The following is a 17,718-nucleotide window of genomic DNA, read 5'->3' on the forward strand; positions in this document are numbered from 1 at the left end:
TTACATACGCCCTTATCAAAAAACCAATGAATTCTTCATTCCAAGCACATGCCTTTCATGTGCTTTTTTCTCTGTCCCCTTCCCTCTTTCAACGTTGAATCATGATATAATTCGATCAATACCAAAAAAACAGAGAATTGAATCAGGAGGATTCCCGTGCAACCTACACATACTGAAAAAGGAACGTACAAAGACGCCCTGTTGCCTGTGGAAGATCGTGTCGGACAACTGCTCTCACAAATGACGATTGATGAAAAGATTGGCCAGCTTGTGCAGCCTTTTGGTTGGGAAATGTTCACCAAAAACATAGATCATTCAATTTCGCTCACGCCCGAATGCAAGGAAGATCTGCGGCATAGCCGAGTCGGCGCTCTTTATGGAACGCTGCGCGCAGACCCTTGGACAGGCGTGACGCTTGAAACAGGCTTATCAAAAACGTTTGCTGCGAAGGCGACGAATTCGTTACAGCACTTTCAAATCATGAATTCAAGGCTCGGCATCCCACTTTTATTCGGCGAAGAGTGCTCGCATGGGCATATGTCTATTGGCGCTACCGTCTTCCCTGTGCCACTGTCGGCCGCTAGTGCCTGGCATCCTGAGCTCTATCAGAAAATGTGTCGTGCCATTGCTGCTGAAACACGAAGCCAAGGCGGTGCCGTTACATACTCTCCTGTTCTCGATATTGTGAAGGACCCACAGTGGGGACGTACGGAGGAAACATTTGGTGAAGACCCGTATTTGACGACGGTGTATGCCAAAGCTGCGGTCAATGGGCTTCAAGGCAATGATATACGTGACCATGATAGCATTGTCGCGACACTAAAGCATTTCGTTGCCTACGGAAGCTCCGAAGGCGGAAGAAACGCAGCTCCTGTGCATATGGGACCTTTAGAACTCCACAGCATTGACCTCCCTCCTTTCCGTGCTGCCGTTGATGCAGGGGCGCTGTCTGTGATGGCAGCCTACAACGAAATTGATGGGGTGCCATGTACATCTAGTGCTGCGCTTTTAAAGGATCTCCTTCGCAAGGAATGGGGATTTGATGGCATGGTTATTACCGATTGCGGCGCGATGCATATGCTTGCCCATGGACACAATACGGCCGAAAACGAAGAGGATGCTGCGGCTCAATCGTTGCGCGCAGGTGTGGACATGGAGATGTCTGGCCAGCTTTTCAGAAAATCATTAAAGCGTGCGCTTGAACAAGGGCGCGTGACCGTTCATGATTTGGATAGTGCGACAGGAGCAGTGCTGCGCTTGAAATTTCACTTAGGGTTATTTGAGAAACCTTACGTGGACGAAGATAGAGCCGCTACAATTGTTGGCGCCAAGGAGCATAGCGACATTGCCGAACAGCTCGCTGAGGAAGCAATTGTTTTGTTAAAAAACGAGGCCGCTACATTGCCCCTCTCTAAAAATATAAAACGTGTAGCCGTCATCGGACCAAATGCAGATCATATGTACAATCAGCTAGGGGACTATACGTCTCCGCAAGCGCGTGACCAAATTACAACCGTGGCAGATGGTGTAAAAGAGCTTTTAGGTGCTGAACATGTGACTGTTGCCCCAGGTTGCCGGATTCAAGGCGATGATCGCAGCGGGTTTGCAACAGCATTGAAGACGGCTTCAGAGGCCGAAGCGGTCGTGATGGTGCTCGGTGGTTCAAGTGCGCGCGATTTTGGAGAGGGCACTGTCGACCTGGCTACTGGCGCATCCGTTGTAACAGACAACCCCCATAATGATATGGAGTGCGGAGAAGGCATTGACCGCTCCACTTTGCATTTGCTTGGCGTGCAGCTAGAGCTTGCGAAAGAAGTCAAAGCTCTTGGCAAAACACTCATCGTCGTGTTCATCAATGGCCGCCCGATCTTAGAGCCTTGGATTGACGACAATGCGGATGCGATTCTTGAAGCATGGTACCCTGGACAGGCAGGTGGTCGTGCCATCGCCCGCATTTTGTTTGGCGAAATCAGCCCATCTGGTCGCTTGCCGTTAACCATCCCACGCAGCGTTGGGCAACTTCCAAATATGTATCATCAGAAACGCACGCGAGGAAAACGTTATTTAGAATTGGATCTCACGCCACTTTACCCGTTTGGCTTTGGTCTTAGCTATACAACGTTTTCGTATGGAAAGCTTGACTTGAGTGCATCAGAAATGAAAGCAGCCGGTACGGTTCAGGCGACCATTGATATTAAAAATACCGGTCAGTACAAAGGGAAAGAAGTCGTTCAATTGTACGTGACAGACGTTCATGCTTCTGTGACTCAACCAGAGCGCCTTTTGAAAGCCTTTAAGAAAATTGAGCTCGAGCCAGGCGAAACGAAAACCGTTACGTTCGACATCAACTCAACCCATCTCGAATTGATCAATGCCAAAGGAGAACACCTTTTAGAACCCGGACGCTTCGTTCTCACCGTTGGTCCCAATGCGTTGGAAGGGTCGACAGCTGAGGTTAGTGTTCATTAAAATTTTTTTGAAAGACCATTGTACTAAATAAAAAACCACAGGGGCGACTTGAATCCTGTGGTTTTTGGTGTTCAATCTAGGAGTCATGCCTCCCCCAGCTCATCATCCACATCTTCACCAATCGCTGCGGCTGTGACGACGAACCCGCTCCCTGTCCCAACAGATTAATTTCAAGGAGGGGGACAGTTGAAAAAAAGTGAACGTGTTCTGAGTAACAATTTATATCTTCTGCGGGCTGAAAAAAGATGGACACAAAAGTATGTAGCAGAACAACTTGGTGTGACTAGGCAAACGATACATTCACTTGAAGCAAACAAATATAACCCATCTCTTGTTTTAGCATTTGATATTTCCCAATTGTACGAAAAAAGCATTGATGAGATTTTTTCATATGAAAAGAAAGGAGAGCGCGAATGATGATTGCGATATATCTTATTTGTATACTACTTGCGGCGTATGGTATAGGTGTATATATTAACTTTACAGTATCAGAAGGTAAGGATGAAAGAGGCAAGGCGATCCTTGCTAAAGTAGCACAGGTCGCTTTTGTTTTTATATGTCTCGGTTTTTCTTTTCACCTGATATTTATTGAGTTTTTCAGTCCAACGGTGGAACAAGTAAGAACATCAATGACACTTTGGATGTGCTTAGTCTTCGTTAGTAATGCCATTAGCATTATTATTCAGCGTAAAAAAATGTAGAGTACTAAAGATACCGTTGCTTTAACGGAATTAAAAATCGCCTTTTTTACATTAGATGATCAACATTAAAATTACCACACAAAAAAACCACAAGAGCGATTTGAACCCTGTGGTTTTTGGTGTCCAATCTAAGAATCACGCACAGACAGCTCATCATCCGCAGCCTCGCCAATCGCTGCGGCGGTAACGACGAAGCCGCTCCCTGTTCCAATAGATTGAGACGCTTTCGCTTTCTTCGGCTTCCCCTGTGCTTTCGGAAACGCTTTTCCTTTTCCTAAAAGCAAAGAGCCGTACCCTTCTTCTCGCGGATCAAAGCCAAGGGCCTCAGTGTGTTTCACGAGCAGAGCAAATACCTCGGCTTCTATGATGCTCCGCCTGAGACCTAGCTCGTATTTTTGAATTAACAGTGCCGCTGCCCCAGAAACATGTGGTGCGGCCATCGACGTTCCTGAAAGCGTGGCGTAGCTTCCCCTTGGGTAGGTGGATAAAATATCGACACCTGGGGCAACTAGGTCAATCTCGTCGTTGGAGTTGGAAAACGGCGCCATTGATCGTTTTTGGTCGATGGCTCCGACCTGCACACACTCCGAATAGAATCCAGGGTACCCCACCTCACTTGTGTTTGAGCGACCATCTCCAGAATTTCCTGCAGCACATACGACCAGGGCATTGGCCTCGGAGGCTTTCTCTATTGCCTCCTTCAACGCTGAATCATCTTTAGGACCTGCGAGCGACATGCTCAGCACACGTACACGCTCGCCCCTTGACCCTCGCCAGTCAAGAGCATACTGAATGCCTCGCGTGAGCTGTTCATACGTACCATTGCCATCCTTGTCTAACACTTTAACGACAAGAATGCGCGCATCTGGTGCAACGCCAACAACTCCGGTATTATTCTTTCTTGCGGCAATGATCCCTGTCACATGCGTTCCGTGCCCATGGTAGTCGTCAAAGCGGTGCGGTCTTCCCCCATCGTCGTTCGTAAAATTTCTGCCTCCAATAATCGCTTCTTGAAGGTCCGGGTGGCGTGCGTCACATCCCGTATCAAACACAGCTACGACAACGCCCTTCCCTGTGAACCCTTGCTTCCACCAGTCTGGCGCACCGATGGATTGAATATTTGACGGCACCTCATTTTTTCGTCTCGTAACATCTTGAACGGTGAAAGGATGTAACGCTATGTCGGCCATACCATCCCTCTTTTCGTGAAAATCATCCCTCTCTTAGTATCAAATTCACGAATCGAGAAAAACATGCCTAAAAAATGACGAAATCGCTTATTTATATGTTCGACGCCGCTCTAAAGATCTCCAAATAAAGTGAACATCCCTGTCCACATTGAGATAGCTATCGCAAGAACAAAAAGCAGAACAATCGCACCGGCAAACCAGCTGTCTTTCATCGTGACGTTCACTTCATGATAAAAGGTCCTTGCCCCACCAGTGAATCCTTTCGATTCCATTGCCATGGCGGTTTGTTCTGCACGCCGAACGGCAGACGCAAGCAGTGGAATGGCATCTTGAAAAGCAGTGAAAAGAGAAGAAATGCCTCTTTTACTTGCGCCCATGCCCCTCACTCGGCGGGCATTTTGCAGTGTTTTCCATTCATCCTTAAACAGAGGTAAAAAGCGGTAGCCTGCCATAATGCCGTATGCAAGCTTTGGAGACAGTCTGCATTGCTGCATTAAGCTAAGCAGAAGTTTCGTTGCATCGGTTGTGAAGGCAAACAGCAACGAGAGGCTTGCCACTGCCAGAACTCTTATGCTCAATGCACACCCCCGTAACACAGCATCCAACGTCACTGCGAAACTACCCATCTGCCAAAGCACTGGACCGTCTGATGGCTTGGCGAATACTATCGTCGTCCATACATACCCAACGGCGATGAACAAAAAGGGACTCATCATAAGGAGCCATGGCTTCAGTGGGACTTTCCCCCACACAAACGTTAACACCACTGTGCCAACGAACACGATGGCAGGTGTCACTGGGTCAAAAAAGAATGCTAAACACAACACAGCGACAATAATCACAGCTGCTTTTACGCTAGGGTTATAGTGAGACAGGTTCACCAAGCAGCCTCGCCTCCTTTTCAAGCTGTCGCCATACTGGAGGAAGAAGCCGTGCCTCACGCGCAATTGCTTCATGCTCCCGCCAAAGAATCGCTGGTGACCCATCGGATACGACGTGCCCTTGGTTAATGACAATCCAGCGATCCGCAAACATGGAGGCGATGTCCATATCGTGTGTAACCATTGCAATGCATGACCCATTATCTGCGAGATGTCTCAGCTTTTGCATAAGTCGGTAGGATGAGATCGCGTCTTGCCCATAAGTCGGTTCATCCAGCAATAGCACATCCTGCTCGACAATGGTCATGACCGCCACACTAAGTCGCCGTTTCTGACCCATCGACAATGCGAGAGGGTGCGCATCTCGTAAATGCTGCAGCTTGTACGCTGCCAACGAAGCCATCACGCTTTTTTCAATGGCTTCTGGTGACCACTTTAGAAGCGTTGGACCATACGCCAGCTCATGATAGACGCTGCTCGTAAGAAACTGATGGTCAGGATGCTGAAACACCACCCCTAAACGCTGACGCAGATGACGTTCTTTCCACTTCTTAAACGTCTTACCTGCAAACACGACCTCTCCTTCGGAAGTGGGCAAAAGCCCTGCGAGCGCATGCAGCAACGACGTTTTCCCTGCACCATTTTCACCAACAATGGCCGTTAATTCGCCTCTCGTCAACGTAAGATTGACGTCCTCTACGATTGACCTTCCCGCACGAGTTACTGTCACTTGCCTTGCCTCCAAAACGGAGGTTCGCTGCTTCGTATTTGCGGTGTTTGCTTGAAACCAATGGCTCGGCAGCTCATTCACTTTGAAATCACCTGGCCATTGAGACACATCCAACGGAATGTCCTCCGCATTCGGCTGCAAATGCAAATACAGCTCACTCACAAAGGGCAACCATAAGCCACCTGCACGTAGAAGGTCCCAGTGTTTCTGTAATCCATCTTTTAACGGACCATCGTAAATGAGCTCTCCCTCATCATTCAGGATCAGGGCATTTTCAATAATATGAATCCAGCTTTCAATTCGATGTTCAATGACAATCACCGTCATGTCAGTTGTATTTAATAACTGTTCCACCTGAAGCGCTATGTCCCTTGCCGCTTGGGGGTCAAGCATGGAAGTAGGCTCGTCCAAAATGAGCACTGCTGGTTGAAGCACAAGCACACAGGCAAGAGCCAGACGCTGCTTCATCCCACCAGAAAGCGAGGTAATAATCGCATGCTTCTCTGCGGTTAACCCGACCTGTGTCAGCACCTCATCAATTCGCTCCTCCATGTCTTCACGAGGGATAGACCAGTTCTCCAGACCAAACGCAAGCTCGTCGCACACCGTCAGCATGCAAAATTGGCTGTCCGGGTCTTGAAACACCGTTCCTGCGATACGGCAAATTTCTCCTTCAGCAAACGTGGAGATCTCTTGGCCATTCAAAAAAAGCGCACCTTCCATGACACCTTCGACCGCCTCTGGATAAAGACCGTTCAAACAAAACGCAAGCGAGCTTTTCCCCGATCCACTCGGCCCCATCAAAAGCACAGAAGATCCTTTTTCGATATCGAACGAAAGCTGCTTCAAAACAGGCGCTGTCTGATCACTGTATGAAAAGGACATGCATTCTGCACTATACATCCTATTATGCGGCATGATCGGTAGGTCCTTTATTCTTCGCTTTCGAGAGCGCATACCCACGCAAAGCACCCGTCTTTGCCAACGCGTCGCCAATCCATTTCCCAAGCCACCCCGCAAGCACAGCTGAGCTTACAATACGCACAATAAACATGATCACAAGCAACTGGCTTGAATAAACGGCCAAGCCAGATTGGAAATAGCCGTACACAAAGCTTGCGACACCAGACCCGATGCCGGCCAACATTAGTGCTGGCAGACGAAAGTTTTGATAACGTAGCATCGCGAGCACCGCTTCTGCCCCTGCTCCTTGAATAATGCCCGATAGCAACACCGATGGGCCTAAGCCTAAAAGCATTTCAACACCAGCGGCAATCACTTCTGCTAGAAACGCAACGCCGGGTTTTTGAATAATATAAGCGGCCACGATGGAAGCAAGAAACCAGACTCCGTAAATGATGTCATAGCCTAGCGGTCCCATGATGGCATGCAATAAATGTCCGAGATGGGAAAACGCCATATACACGACACCAAAAACGACCGCAAGCACCGACATTAGAACAACTTCCCGCAACTTTAAAGCTGAGCCCATACAAAAATCCCTCCTTGAGTTATTCCATAACCGCACAGGAGGGATTTAGATAAGCGTTCACAGAGAAAGGTAGGTCAAAATAAAAGCACTGAAGTCAAAAGACAACAGTGCATTTTAAGGCACTGTTCGTTCCAATACCTTCTCATGCACTTCCCCACGCTGGTATTATCCAGATCGGGTCCCAAGGGATCGGAATTCAAGTGAACTCGCATCTCAGCCGCTAGCCTTCAGCAGCACCCCTAGTGCTTGCTATGAAATTGTTGATGTAATCATAGAGGTTTTTCTATGATTTGTAAAGTCCGTCTGCCATTAATCATAGAATAGGCTTTCTACCTCAGCTTGTTCCCTCACCAAACTAGAGGTGGATTGAACATGAGCGAACTCCTGATGCAAATGGGCCAGAGCAAACTGATGACTTTCTTCCGCGGATAGCCATTCCCCGCGATGGTCTTGCATACGAAACGCCGCTGTAGCGTCTTCGACAACGGTGCAATTATAACCATAGTTTGCTGCCATCCGCACGGTTGTCGATACACAATGAGGCGTCGTCAATCCAGCGAACACTAAATCCTCTATATGATGCTCCCGAAGCTTGACATGCAATCCCGTCCCTATAAACGCTGAGTTCACGCTTTTTATCACATGCCATTCACCTGGCAAAGGCTCAAATGAATCTTGAAAGGCAAACCCTGACTTCGCTGGATGCAGCGGGGAGGAAATCTCTTTTGACGCATGCTGCACATGAATGATCAGTCTCTTTTTTTCACGCCAATATTGAAGCAGCTCCTTCATGCGGTGCTCTGCCATCGGATTGTTTCTTTCTCCCCACGTCGTTGCTGTAAAGCCCTTTTGCACATCAATAAACACGAGAGCCATATCCGTCATGTGGGTTCATCCTCCTTTCGTATCGAAATCACATAGGTGCAGCCTTCAGCACCGGCCACTGAACCGTGCAATGTGCCTTTTGGCAAGTAAATGCGATCGCCTTCAGAACAGTCTACCATAGTGCCATCAGCTTGAAAGTGTAAACAGCCAGAGAGAATATGCAAGATTTCGTCATTAGGGTGGGTATGTGATGGATGAGCTTGCCCTGGCTGGTCTCTCTGTACCTCAACAAAGGCTGTTTGATCCTTGGGTAACAGTTCCTCAACGACTTCCTGTAAGCTCAATAATTCCCCTTTTTCATATCGAACCTTTTTTTCCACCATGCACATTCCTCCTTTTTTGATGAAACGGGCATCGAGCGGGTTCGTCATTTTGAGCATCTCGCAAGAAATATTGACGCCACTCACGATTAGTCTGTTCGCCATACCAGCCAAGCGCCGGGTGTACAGGTACTTGATCATAAGCGATTAAACGTTGGCGTATTTTCGTTTGCAGCACCTCCCCAGCTTTGGAATGTTTATGTATGCCTTCAAATACCCAGCGTGGCTGGAAGGTTATCATAAACGCATGCGATTTCCTGCTTTTCCTCAGCTCATGTGATGGCGTGTTGCACACAACGAAAATCGGTTCACCATGAAAACTGAATTCCCAAAGGGGATCATCAGGATCTGTCGGAACATCTGATGGCCAATCCTGTTCATCTAGTGCTCGCAATTCGTTCAGTACATTCCAGAAACGCTGCTCATAAACGGCTTGTGTTTCCTGTGGTTCATCTGGAGGGAAAAATGCGACAAACGATGTATTGCGTCCAATGTGGCGGAACGACTCTACGTAGGCACGCAAAAAGGCTGCGAGAAGAGACATATCTTTTGAGTGTGTAGAAGGAATAAAACAAAAGCGTAGCAAGTCTCGTTTTAACCCTTCGACACCTAAAATACAAGGGAACGGGGCAGATTCAGAAAGCATGTCGGCTTGAAATCGGTCATACACATCTCTTTCCCAAGCATGGGTAAGCCCTTCCGCTTCGATAATCTTTCGGCTGTACAATCTCACTTCAATAGCATCCTCCCAATCGTCATTTGATCAGGCTGATGACAAACGATCGCTTTCTTTGTTGCTTTGTCTTGTCCGGTGCTCATTGCCCTTATGGCAACTCCGCACCTCCCAAAACTTTGCGCCTCGAAAGGCAAACGTTTTCATTCAGCCTGCTTTGGTTGGGGACAAACGATCGCTTTCTTTGTTGCTTCGTCTTGTCCGGTACTCATTGACCTTGTGGCAACTCCGCGCCTCCCTAGACTTTGCGCCTCAAAAGACAAGCGTTTTCATTCAGCCTGCTTTGGTTGGGGACAAACGATCGCTTTCTTTGTTGCTTCGTCTTGTCCGGTGCTCATTGACCTTATGGCATTCAACCTAATTTTCATGTGATCTCAATGTGACTTTGTCTATACTGTCCTCGAACGACATTTGGCCTATGTTAGTTTTATGATTCTAGACTCTTGTCCAATGCATACAATGTTCGGAAGGGGGCTTGGACAATGGGATGGCTCATACATTATCTTGCCTACATAGGCTTAGGCGTTAGTCTTGCTGCACCGATCGGACCCATCAATACAGAAATGTTAAAAAGAGGGCTGCACAGAGGCTTTTGGTCCTCCTGGAAGGTTGGTCTCGGGGGAATGAGTGCTGATATTCTTTGGATGGTGGCCATTATCGCTGGGCTTGGTCAGTTACTCTCCACTCCGTTTTTGCTTCCGTGTTTGTATGTAAGCGGCAGTGCTGTGTTTATTTATCTTGGCGTGGACAGCTTTCGCCAGTCTCGGAACCTGAGCATAGGTGCCGGAGAAAGCAGCTTACGAATGACGCTATCCTCCTCCTATTGGTCAGGCTTTGCCATTGCCCTCCTCAACCCATTAAATTTATTATTTTGGACGAGCATATACGGTACCGTCGTCGGCGAGTTCATCATTCGGCAGGAATGGGGACAAATCGCTGCATACAGTACTGCCATCATCTTCGGCATAGCCATTTGGAATCTGAACATGGCGTTCGCCTCTCACTACACCCGGCGTTTCTTGACAGAAGAAACCCTTAGAAAAATCATGATCGCTGCGGGTCTTGGTTTGATTGGTTTTGGAGGATATTTTCTATACAAATGCGTGCTATTATTGGGTACTTGATATAATGCCGATGGATCTTGAGACATAGTTTTCTAGCGCCCGCTACGTTTCCAAGCACTCGTCCATTTTAAAAAACCGGATTCTCTACGATGTAGAGGTCCGGTTTTCTGATTGCTGCTATTGGAGCAAGCCGTTTGATGAATTGCCAGGCATCTGTGGTTTCCCTTGCGCCTTTTGAAAGCCTGTGGTCATTTGTTGCATATCCTGCTGCTTCAACTGAGGCACCTGATAATAGTGATGTTTGTTCTGGTAAAGGAAAATCTCATACGCCATTTCAATATAATTTGGCACTGTGTCTGCGAGAATACGACGGACGACTGGGTTCGTCACCTCGACCGCTGTCATCGTCAATAAGGATGCCGTCGATTTGATTAATCCTAGCATATGGCCAGAAATGCCCGCATCCTTTACGTCTTGAATGGACTGGTTCGGCTTTTTCGGCTGGGACGGCTGAAGGCCATACACGATATTGTTCTCTTGCTGCATTTTGTATTGACCAGTGTCCTGTTGTGGGTTCTGCCCTGTCGTAAATGCATCTACACAACTATTGTACTGCTCCATAATAAATTGGTACTGGCGATCAAGAATGTCAAGCAGCTCCTGATCCTTAACGAATTGCCGAAACATCATAAACTGGTCAAGGACGTTAATTTGCCCGGCAAGCACCTCGTGCAAATCAAAAAGCTCATGCCCTCCATGATTCATGTTCGCTGGTACTGCCTGTTGTTGATTGTTTTGCATCGATTGTGAACCACTCATATTGTTTTGCATGGATTACCCTCCTAAATTATGTTCAACCGCTAGTGTGCGATAGAAAAGGAAAGTTTATGCAGACAATTCATTTTCTTTACTGATGACACTTGGAGCCCATGATATGATAGAAGCAACAGATACGTAGGGGGAGACAGCTTTGCGAGCACCTTATGTGAGTACACTTATTGTTGCCCTTATCTCAGGCGTTCTATTTGAATGGCTTCACATTGTGCTACCGTGGATGCTTGGCCCATTGGTTGGCGTTATGATATGGCAATCCATTTTTAAAAAACCTACTGCCTGGCCATCGCTTGCGAAACAAGTAGGCTTAGTTATTCTTGGTTACATGCTAGGGACGTCCTTTACGTCTGAAACCTTTGCCTTTATTGTACAAGATTTTCCGGTGATGCTCACAAGCACCGTCATATTGATTGGCTTCACCTTTCTCCTTGCACTTATAGTAAAGCGTTGGACATCTATTTCTTTGAATACGGCAATTATGGGCTCCATTCCCGGAGGTCTTTCACAAATGATTTTGCTAAGTGAGGAGCTTAAAAAAGTCGACCCTGGGACAGTGGCGCTCATGCAAACGCTTCGAGTGTTGCTTGTTGTGACGGTTGTCCCGTTTTTGGCCGCACATCAGTTCCCGCCCGGAAGCTCTGCCCCTTCGCCGAGCGTAGCAGGTTCTTCATTGACGTTCGATGACACTTGGCTCCTTTGGCCCTGCATTGCTGTCGGCATCTATATCGGTAAAAAAATTAACCTTCCTATTTTTCCTTTTATGGGGACACTTTTGGTCACTGCTGCCTGGTCCTCGACAATTGGTCAGCCCCCAGCCTTTCCTGTTGGAGTGATTAACGCGGCACAATTATTGCTGGGGACACATCTTGGCATGCAGCTTCATTGGCCAACGTTACTGTCACTCAAACGGTACGTATGGCTAATCATCGTTACAAACCTTTGGTTGATGGGTTTCTCTTTTGGCATGGCGGCATTATGGTCATGGTGGGGTTCGCCGTCCTTGTTAACGGCATTTCTCTCATTAGCCCCGGGCGGTGTGGCGGAAATGGGCGTGACTGCGTTAGCCGTTGGAGCCGACCTGCCTACCGTAACAAGTTTTCAGCTCTTCCGTGTTTTGTTTATTCTTTTTTGCGTGCCCCCCTTCTTAAAGTGGTGGCTGAGTGCAAGACGACCCGACTCGCTCGCACACCGATCATAAGCATCCTATCAATCGGAGGGATTATATGATTTCAAAGGCACTTGCTCAATCCATTGTGAAAGAGGCTTACGAATTCACAAAGCACAGTATTAACTTAATGGATCATCAAGGCGTCATTATTGCTAGCAATAATCAAGAACGCATTGGAGACATTCATGAAGGGGCCTTGCGCGTTCTCCAATTAAACGAGCCCGTCATCATAGACGAACATTCATCGCTTCAAGGAAGTCGACCCGGTATGAACCTCCCTATCCAAATCAATAACACGATTATCGGTGTCGTCGGGATTTCGGGAGCAATTGAACAAATTGAACCCTACGCCGCTTTTATCAAAAGGTTAACGGAAGTATTGGCGAAAGAGGCGTATTTAAATGACAAGCTCACATTTAAACACTTCGCTGCCGAAGCCTTTGTCCATCATTGGTTATCCGGAACATGGACAGACCCTGAAATCATCAAAAGCGAGGGTTTGTCTGTTGGCTATGATGTCACATTGTCCCGAGCTACTGTCATAATTGAGCTTGGCAATTTTTCTTCTGTCCTTAGTGAATCGTTACAGCATCACCATACGACAACGTCCTTTTATTCTGATCGTCCACATTTCATTAAACAGCTTTCTCAACTGTTTCCTGATCAAGATACGATCGTTGCTTCCGACGGTCCTACACGCTTCGTGTTTTTAATACCTATTTCTCAGCATGCTTCAGAAGATCAAAGGACTGAGCTACTCAAGCGCTGCACTAAGCTCCAGTCAACTTTGCATGCTTCCTATGGGTTCACAAGCTATGGCGGCATTGGCAGCGTATTTGATTCACCAGAAAAAGTAGAGAATTCCTTTCAAGAAGCCCAACAAGCCTTGTCTGTTGCTAAAACCTCTAACAGTGACATGTATCTGCTGTTTGACGAACTGGGCACCGAACGCCTCATCAATGCCATTCCCGAGCTCGACCGCCTCAATTTTGCTAAGCGAATATTGTTTCTGAATCATCCCGACATGCCTGAACTGCTAGACGATTTGATGCTGTTTTTTCAAAACGATCAGTCCATCCAACGTACGGCTGAAGCGCTCTATGTACACAAAAATACGTTGCAATACAGGTTAAAGAAAGTCGCCGCAATGACAGGCAGGGACCCACGAAAATTTCGTGACGCGCAAACGCTGTACACCGCTCTGCTGTGCTTGCACTTGTCTGGAAATGTTCACGAGAACAAAAATTAGCAGGTTTTCCTTCTAATTTTTATCCTCCATACTATCGTTTTTTCCGCAACTTCATTTTACACTAACCTTAGAAGCTTCATGAGGAGGGATTAAATGAACGTCTTTATTGCGTGTGATTCGTTCAAAGGATCAATGACGAGCTTAGAGGCTAATGCAGCGGTCCAGGCAGGACTTTTGGATGCAGACCCAACGATTCACACAACCCTTTTGCCAATGGCGGATGGAGGTGAAGGCACCGTCGACGCACTCCTTTATACGCTTGGCGGAGAGCGAGTCACAGTAGCGGTCCGTGGTCCTCTCGGAGGGAAGGTTGAGGCCAGCTACGGTTGGATTCCGGAAACAAAGACGGCGATTATAGAAACGGCTGCCGCGTCTGGCATTACGTTGGTGGGAAACGATGAACTTGATCCATGGAAAGCGACATCGTTTGGCACAGGAGAGCTTATGGCGCATGCCTTAGCACATGGAGCACGCCAAATGGTGATTGGCCTTGGCGGCAGTGCCACCGTTGATGGCGGAATTGGCTTATTAGAAGCTTTAGGTGTCACGTTTTATGACACAGAAAAACAACCCATTTCCGGTAACGGCAAAGGGTTGGGGCGCATTGACAGCATCGATCTTTCTTCCTTACGCGAACGATTTAGAGATGTCGAGGTGACAATGGCCTCTGATGTGACCAATCCGCTTCTGGGTGATACCGGTGCTGTGCACGTGTTCGGACCGCAAAAAGGGGCGAAGACGGAGGATCTCGCTACACTAGAGGAAGGCATGGCGTCTTACGCGAAAGTTTGTGCCAAAGCCATCGGTAGAGATGACGCGAATACTGCCGGTGCTGGCGCCGCAGGAGGCATTGGCTTTGCTTTGCAGAGTTTTCTTTCCGCAAAGGCAATGAGCGGTTTTTCCTATATCGCTGAAGCGGCAAAGCTTGCCGATATACTTCCATCTGCTGACCTTATCATCACTGGAGAAGGACAAATGGACGCCCAATCATTTTTTGGCAAGGTTCCCGTTGCCTTGGCCAATGAGGCAAAGCCTTTCAACGTGCCTGTCATCGCCTTTGCAGGGAGTGTCAAAGGAAATGCCCAACAGTTCGCATCCGCAGGTTTGCAGGCAGTCATTCCGATTACGAATGGACCAACATCACTTTCAGAAGCGATGACTGATGGCAAAAAGCTGCTCCAAGAATCAGCCGAACGTACATGGCGACTCACACAGCTGTTTCCGCATAAGCACTCATAAACGCAGAAAGCCCGAGAAAAGCAATAAGCGCTTTTCTCGGGCTTTCTATCTGATCTACGACCTACCCCTCATTTGAGGCGTTATACTCTTCAATAATTTGATCTCCGCCTTCTTCTTTCCATTCCTCTATGGCCTTTTCATACCCAGCCTCATCAAGCTGACCAATAATAAATTTATAGGTTGCATCAAGCATGATTTGGTCTAGACGCTCTCCTCTTTCCACGTAGGTAGGCGACTCTAGACGTACAGTTGGGTCTGTGACCAAATGCTCAGCGTTATCTTTGTAGAGTTCTTCTGCTTTGGTTTGTGGCTCATAGGAGAAATAGCCTTCATAACGACCGTTCGACTCTGGTCCTCCAACCTCAATCATTTTATACGCAGACACCTCTGTATCTAATACTTGTGGACTTGCAATTGCTTCTGCCTTGCCGTCTGTCACTTTGTAGTGCTCACCTTCGATTCCCCATTGAAGCAAATTACTTAGTTCTGGGTTCATAAGTTCATCCAAGAATCCAAGAATTTTTAAAAGTTCTTCCTCTGATTCAACCGCGCTTTTCGGGAATAGAATAACTTTGTTGTACCCAGGGATTGACCAAACTTGAAACTCCCCATCCGGTCCTTTGACTTGGTTGTGGACATCAAGGACAACCTCAGGGTTAAGCGCCTTGGCGTCTTCATACAAGCCTTGCACGTCACCCATCGAACCGACGTAAACACCCGCTGTTCCATTTTTGAAAAGCTCTTGTTGATCTGATTTGCTCGTCACCGGGAAATCCTGATTGATATAGCCATTCGAGTGCAAATCACGGAAAAATGTTAATGTGTCCATATACTCTGGAGACATAAAATCCGGGAGCAATTGACCGTCTTGCTCACCCCAGTTATTTGGAGCGCCAAACCACGATGCAATCGTATCAAACGCCCCATAAATGACGTCATTCCGATCCGTGAGACCGATTGTGTCCTTCGCGCCATTGCCATCAGGATCTTCTTCCGTAAACGCTTTCAGCATATCGTAAAATTCATCTGTATTTTTAGGCGCATCAAGCCCTAGTGCATCTGCCCAATCCTTGCGATAAATCATCCCTTGACGAGATAAAGGACGAGCCTGATAAAGAGAATAAAGCTTGCCATCGACCATTGTGTTTTTTAGAACTTCTTCATTCAGCTTGCTCAGGTTTTCAAATTGATCTAGATAAGGCCCCACTTCCCAAAACTGCCCATCTCGTATCCCTTCTTTAAACTGCATGAAGGAATCACTTTTCATAAACACAACATCCGGGAGAGAGCTGGTGGCAAATGCCGATTGTAGCCTTTCGCTATACGTATTGTCCGGCACCCATTGAATCTCGACATCTGTATTTGTCGCTTCTTCAACTAAATTCAGCACCTTTTCATCGGGAACCTCTGGCGTGTGAAAGTTAATCATAATAGATAAAGGAAAGGCCCCATTCTCCTCATCAGATGAAGCGCTTTCATTATTGCCGCAGCCGATTAGTAGCACAGCACACAACAGACAGACACTCACAACTCTGAAAATATTGATTTTTCTTTCCATGTGTTTTCCCCTTTCAGCTTTGCATTTTTCTCTTCTGAATCTATCATCATTCACTCAACTGTAGCACACAGATTAGATTTGTAATATTTACAACTGAGAAAATGATCTTATTTGTCTTACAAATATACACTCATTTCATATAGTCTGTAAACCTTTTTTTTGATTTTTCTACAAAAAAAAGAGAGGCACCACCGGTTGGTTGGGAGTAGCCCGGTAGTACCTGCTTCTGGAAAGGGGGTATCGGATTCGAGAACCATTGAGAATGATTCTTAATCTCAACTTGATCTTACACAATCCTTTTATCGCTGTCAATACTACTCGTCTATTTTTTTGTGAGTTCCCACTGGTCACGCTTACGGGGAGACGATAGCGCGGCGATGATTTTTATAACTGCATGCACCGTTCTGTTAACAGGTAGAATCGCGTATTAACTTGACTTTCGCAGCTTACATTTTGGAGAAACGCTTAGATATTATTGGATAAACCTGCAATTTATTTGTTGGGATTGCTTTATATACAAGCTGCCATACGCTCGCTTTCCGCGGGCGAACTGCGAGCCTCCTCGATCGCGTGCGCGCTCTGTGGGGTCTCGCTTAGCTCGCTTTTCCCGCTGGAGTCTCACTAGTGGCTGCTTTTAATGATGCATTTTTTTTATGATGTGACATGAATTTAAAGGGACTCATCTCGTTATTTAGAGTGTAGAAATCCGCTTAGTAACCTTAGAGGCGATCTTTTAGAAAATACAGGATTGAGAGCATCGCCACCTTTAAATTCACTGAATACAGCAGGTGTTGTTCTCAAGATGTCTATCTCACTTTGCTTCCACTCAAGCATAGCTAGCGTTGAAGGTGATTTTTGCTCTGCGAAAGTATTCTTATTAATACCCATTCAAAAATACACAATTAAAGAATGAGCAGGAATTTAATGAAGATGCATAGAAATAAAATTTTAATTCTTATGAAGCGAGGTATCATGTGGTGGACAATTCATTTTATTAAACAACACTCCATAATAAAGAGGAATTACAATATGTTTGATAATTCACCCCACTAGCGTTGCATTAAAAGGTACTGATCATTAAAAATACAAAGAATGTTCAATAAACAAGTCGGATGGAGAGGTGGTCACCTGTCCAAATCCAAAGCAAAGGATCAACCATGGACAAGCATACACGACTTTCTTCGTTTGGTAAATGGGTAGACCAG

The 17,718-nt window shown here is 46.8% G+C and carries 15 protein-coding genes, 1 pseudogene and 1 riboswitch; of the genes and pseudogenes, 7 read left to right on the forward strand and 9 right to left on the reverse strand.

The genetic code is table 11. From position 1 onward, the window contains the following. Positions 1-240: 240 nt before the first annotated feature. From EV213_RS19515 to EV213_RS19525, 3 genes are all read left to right on the forward strand, one after another. Positions 241-2,469, forward strand: coding sequence for a glycoside hydrolase family 3 N-terminal domain-containing protein (locus EV213_RS19515; RefSeq protein ID WP_133582269.1), 2,229 nt, complete (start codon positions 241-243; stop codon positions 2,467-2,469). 186 nt (positions 2,470-2,655) lie between these two features. After that, a complete protein-coding gene (locus tag EV213_RS19520; RefSeq protein WP_133582255.1) occupies positions 2,656-2,886 on the forward strand; it encodes a helix-turn-helix transcriptional regulator in 231 nt (76 codons plus the stop codon). After that, positions 2,883-3,170: a hypothetical protein gene (locus EV213_RS19525; protein ID WP_133582256.1), complete on the forward strand. Its 288-nt coding sequence runs from the start codon at positions 2,883-2,885 to the stop codon at positions 3,168-3,170. The genes EV213_RS19520 and EV213_RS19525 overlap by 4 nt, the downstream gene beginning before the upstream one ends. A 269-nt stretch (positions 3,171-3,439) precedes the next feature. Here EV213_RS19525 and EV213_RS19530 read toward each other — a convergent pair. From EV213_RS19530 to EV213_RS19560, 7 genes and pseudogenes are all read right to left on the reverse strand, one after another. Further along, positions 3,440-4,360: pseudogene (locus tag EV213_RS19530) on the reverse strand (S8 family peptidase); the annotation flags it as partial. A gap of 110 nt (positions 4,361-4,470) precedes the next feature. Next, a complete protein-coding gene (locus EV213_RS19535; RefSeq protein WP_243740293.1) occupies positions 4,471-5,241 on the reverse strand; it encodes an energy-coupling factor transporter transmembrane component T family protein in 771 nt (256 codons plus the stop codon). Continuing rightward, the gene (locus EV213_RS19540; RefSeq protein ID WP_166639428.1) at positions 5,222-6,889 is read right to left on the reverse strand and encodes an ABC transporter ATP-binding protein; all 1,668 of its coding nucleotides are present in this window, start codon (positions 6,887-6,889) and stop codon (positions 5,222-5,224) included. The genes EV213_RS19535 and EV213_RS19540 overlap by 20 nt, the downstream gene beginning before the upstream one ends. Further along, positions 6,879-7,463 (reverse strand): ECF transporter S component, encoded by a 585-nt coding sequence (locus EV213_RS19545; RefSeq protein ID WP_133582260.1) that lies wholly within the window; start codon positions 7,461-7,463, stop codon positions 6,879-6,881. The genes EV213_RS19540 and EV213_RS19545 overlap by 11 nt, the downstream gene beginning before the upstream one ends. Before the next feature lie 134 nt (positions 7,464-7,597). Next, positions 7,598-7,714, reverse strand: a riboswitch (TPP riboswitch). 58 nt (positions 7,715-7,772) lie between these two features. Further along, entirely contained in the window at positions 7,773-8,348 is a 576-nt protein-coding gene (locus EV213_RS19550) for a cysteine hydrolase family protein (RefSeq protein ID WP_133582261.1), read from the reverse strand. Next, entirely contained in the window at positions 8,345-8,671 is a 327-nt protein-coding gene (locus EV213_RS19555) for a cupin domain-containing protein (RefSeq protein WP_133582262.1), read from the reverse strand. The genes EV213_RS19550 and EV213_RS19555 overlap by 4 nt, the downstream gene beginning before the upstream one ends. After that, complete coding sequence (locus EV213_RS19560) at positions 8,646-9,401, reverse strand: YqcI/YcgG family protein (RefSeq protein ID WP_243740292.1); 756 nt, start codon at positions 9,399-9,401, stop codon at positions 8,646-8,648. The genes EV213_RS19555 and EV213_RS19560 overlap by 26 nt, the downstream gene beginning before the upstream one ends. Positions 9,402-9,883: 482 nt before the next feature. Between EV213_RS19560 and EV213_RS19565 the strand changes: the two genes are divergently transcribed. Continuing rightward, on the forward strand, positions 9,884-10,525 hold the full coding sequence (locus EV213_RS19565) for a LysE family translocator (RefSeq protein WP_133582263.1): 642 nt from the start codon (positions 9,884-9,886) through the stop codon (positions 10,523-10,525). A 117-nt stretch (positions 10,526-10,642) separates the two neighbouring features. Here EV213_RS19565 and EV213_RS19570 read toward each other — a convergent pair whose 3' ends face one another. Next, positions 10,643-11,266, reverse strand: a complete 624-nt coding sequence (locus tag EV213_RS19570) for a spore coat protein (protein ID WP_133582271.1) — start codon at positions 11,264-11,266, stop codon at positions 10,643-10,645. A 169-nt stretch (positions 11,267-11,435) separates the two neighbouring features. Here EV213_RS19570 and EV213_RS19575 point away from each other — a divergent pair, with 169 nt between their 5' ends. The 3 genes from EV213_RS19575 (at position 11,436) to EV213_RS19585 (ending at position 14,955) form a co-directional block, all read left to right on the forward strand. After that, entirely contained in the window at positions 11,436-12,497 is a 1,062-nt protein-coding gene (locus EV213_RS19575; protein WP_133582264.1) for an AbrB family transcriptional regulator, read from the forward strand. A 25-nt stretch (positions 12,498-12,522) separates the two neighbouring features. Next, positions 12,523-13,716: a CdaR family transcriptional regulator gene (locus tag EV213_RS19580; protein WP_133582265.1), complete on the forward strand. Its 1,194-nt coding sequence runs from the start codon at positions 12,523-12,525 to the stop codon at positions 13,714-13,716. A gap of 93 nt (positions 13,717-13,809) precedes the next feature. Next, complete coding sequence (locus tag EV213_RS19585) at positions 13,810-14,955, forward strand: glycerate kinase family protein (RefSeq protein ID WP_133582266.1); 1,146 nt, start codon at positions 13,810-13,812, stop codon at positions 14,953-14,955. A gap of 61 nt (positions 14,956-15,016) precedes the next feature. On the opposite strand, the gene EV213_RS19590 is transcribed toward EV213_RS19585, so the two are convergent. Further along, complete coding sequence (locus EV213_RS19590; RefSeq protein ID WP_133582267.1) at positions 15,017-16,513, reverse strand: extracellular solute-binding protein; 1,497 nt, start codon at positions 16,511-16,513, stop codon at positions 15,017-15,019. Positions 16,514-17,718 lie beyond the last annotated feature (1,205 nt).

The sequence above is a fragment of the Aureibacillus halotolerans genome (genome assembly GCF_004363045.1).
Lineage (GTDB): Bacteria > Bacillota > Bacilli > Bacillales > DSM-28697 > Aureibacillus > Aureibacillus halotolerans.

Bases quoted from the DNA above. Each gene is read 5' to 3' on its own strand.
- EV213_RS19565 (WP_133582263.1), top strand. From the start codon at position 9,884: ATGGGATGGCTCATACATTATCTTGCCTACATAGGCTTAGGCGTTAGT.
- EV213_RS19525 (WP_133582256.1), top strand. From the start codon at position 2,883: ATGATGATTGCGATATATCTTATTTGTATACTACTTGCGGCGTATGGT.
- EV213_RS19550 (WP_133582261.1), bottom strand. From the start codon at position 8,348: ATGACGGATATGGCTCTCGTGTTTATTGATGTGCAAAAGGGCTTTACA.
- EV213_RS19515 (WP_133582269.1), top strand. From the start codon at position 241: ATGACGATTGATGAAAAGATTGGCCAGCTTGTGCAGCCTTTTGGTTGG.
- EV213_RS19540 (WP_166639428.1), bottom strand. From the start codon at position 6,889: ATGCCGCATAATAGGATGTATAGTGCAGAATGCATGTCCTTTTCATAC.
- EV213_RS19545 (WP_133582260.1), bottom strand. From the start codon at position 7,463: ATGGGCTCAGCTTTAAAGTTGCGGGAAGTTGTTCTAATGTCGGTGCTT.
- EV213_RS19585 (WP_133582266.1), top strand. From the start codon at position 13,810: ATGAACGTCTTTATTGCGTGTGATTCGTTCAAAGGATCAATGACGAGC.
- EV213_RS19570 (WP_133582271.1), bottom strand. From the start codon at position 11,266: ATGCAAAACAATCAACAACAGGCAGTACCAGCGAACATGAATCATGGA.
- EV213_RS19555 (WP_133582262.1), bottom strand. From the start codon at position 8,671: ATGGTGGAAAAAAAGGTTCGATATGAAAAAGGGGAATTATTGAGCTTA.
- EV213_RS19590 (WP_133582267.1), bottom strand. From the start codon at position 16,513: ATGGAAAGAAAAATCAATATTTTCAGAGTTGTGAGTGTCTGTCTGTTG.
- EV213_RS19580 (WP_133582265.1), top strand. From the start codon at position 12,523: ATGATTTCAAAGGCACTTGCTCAATCCATTGTGAAAGAGGCTTACGAA.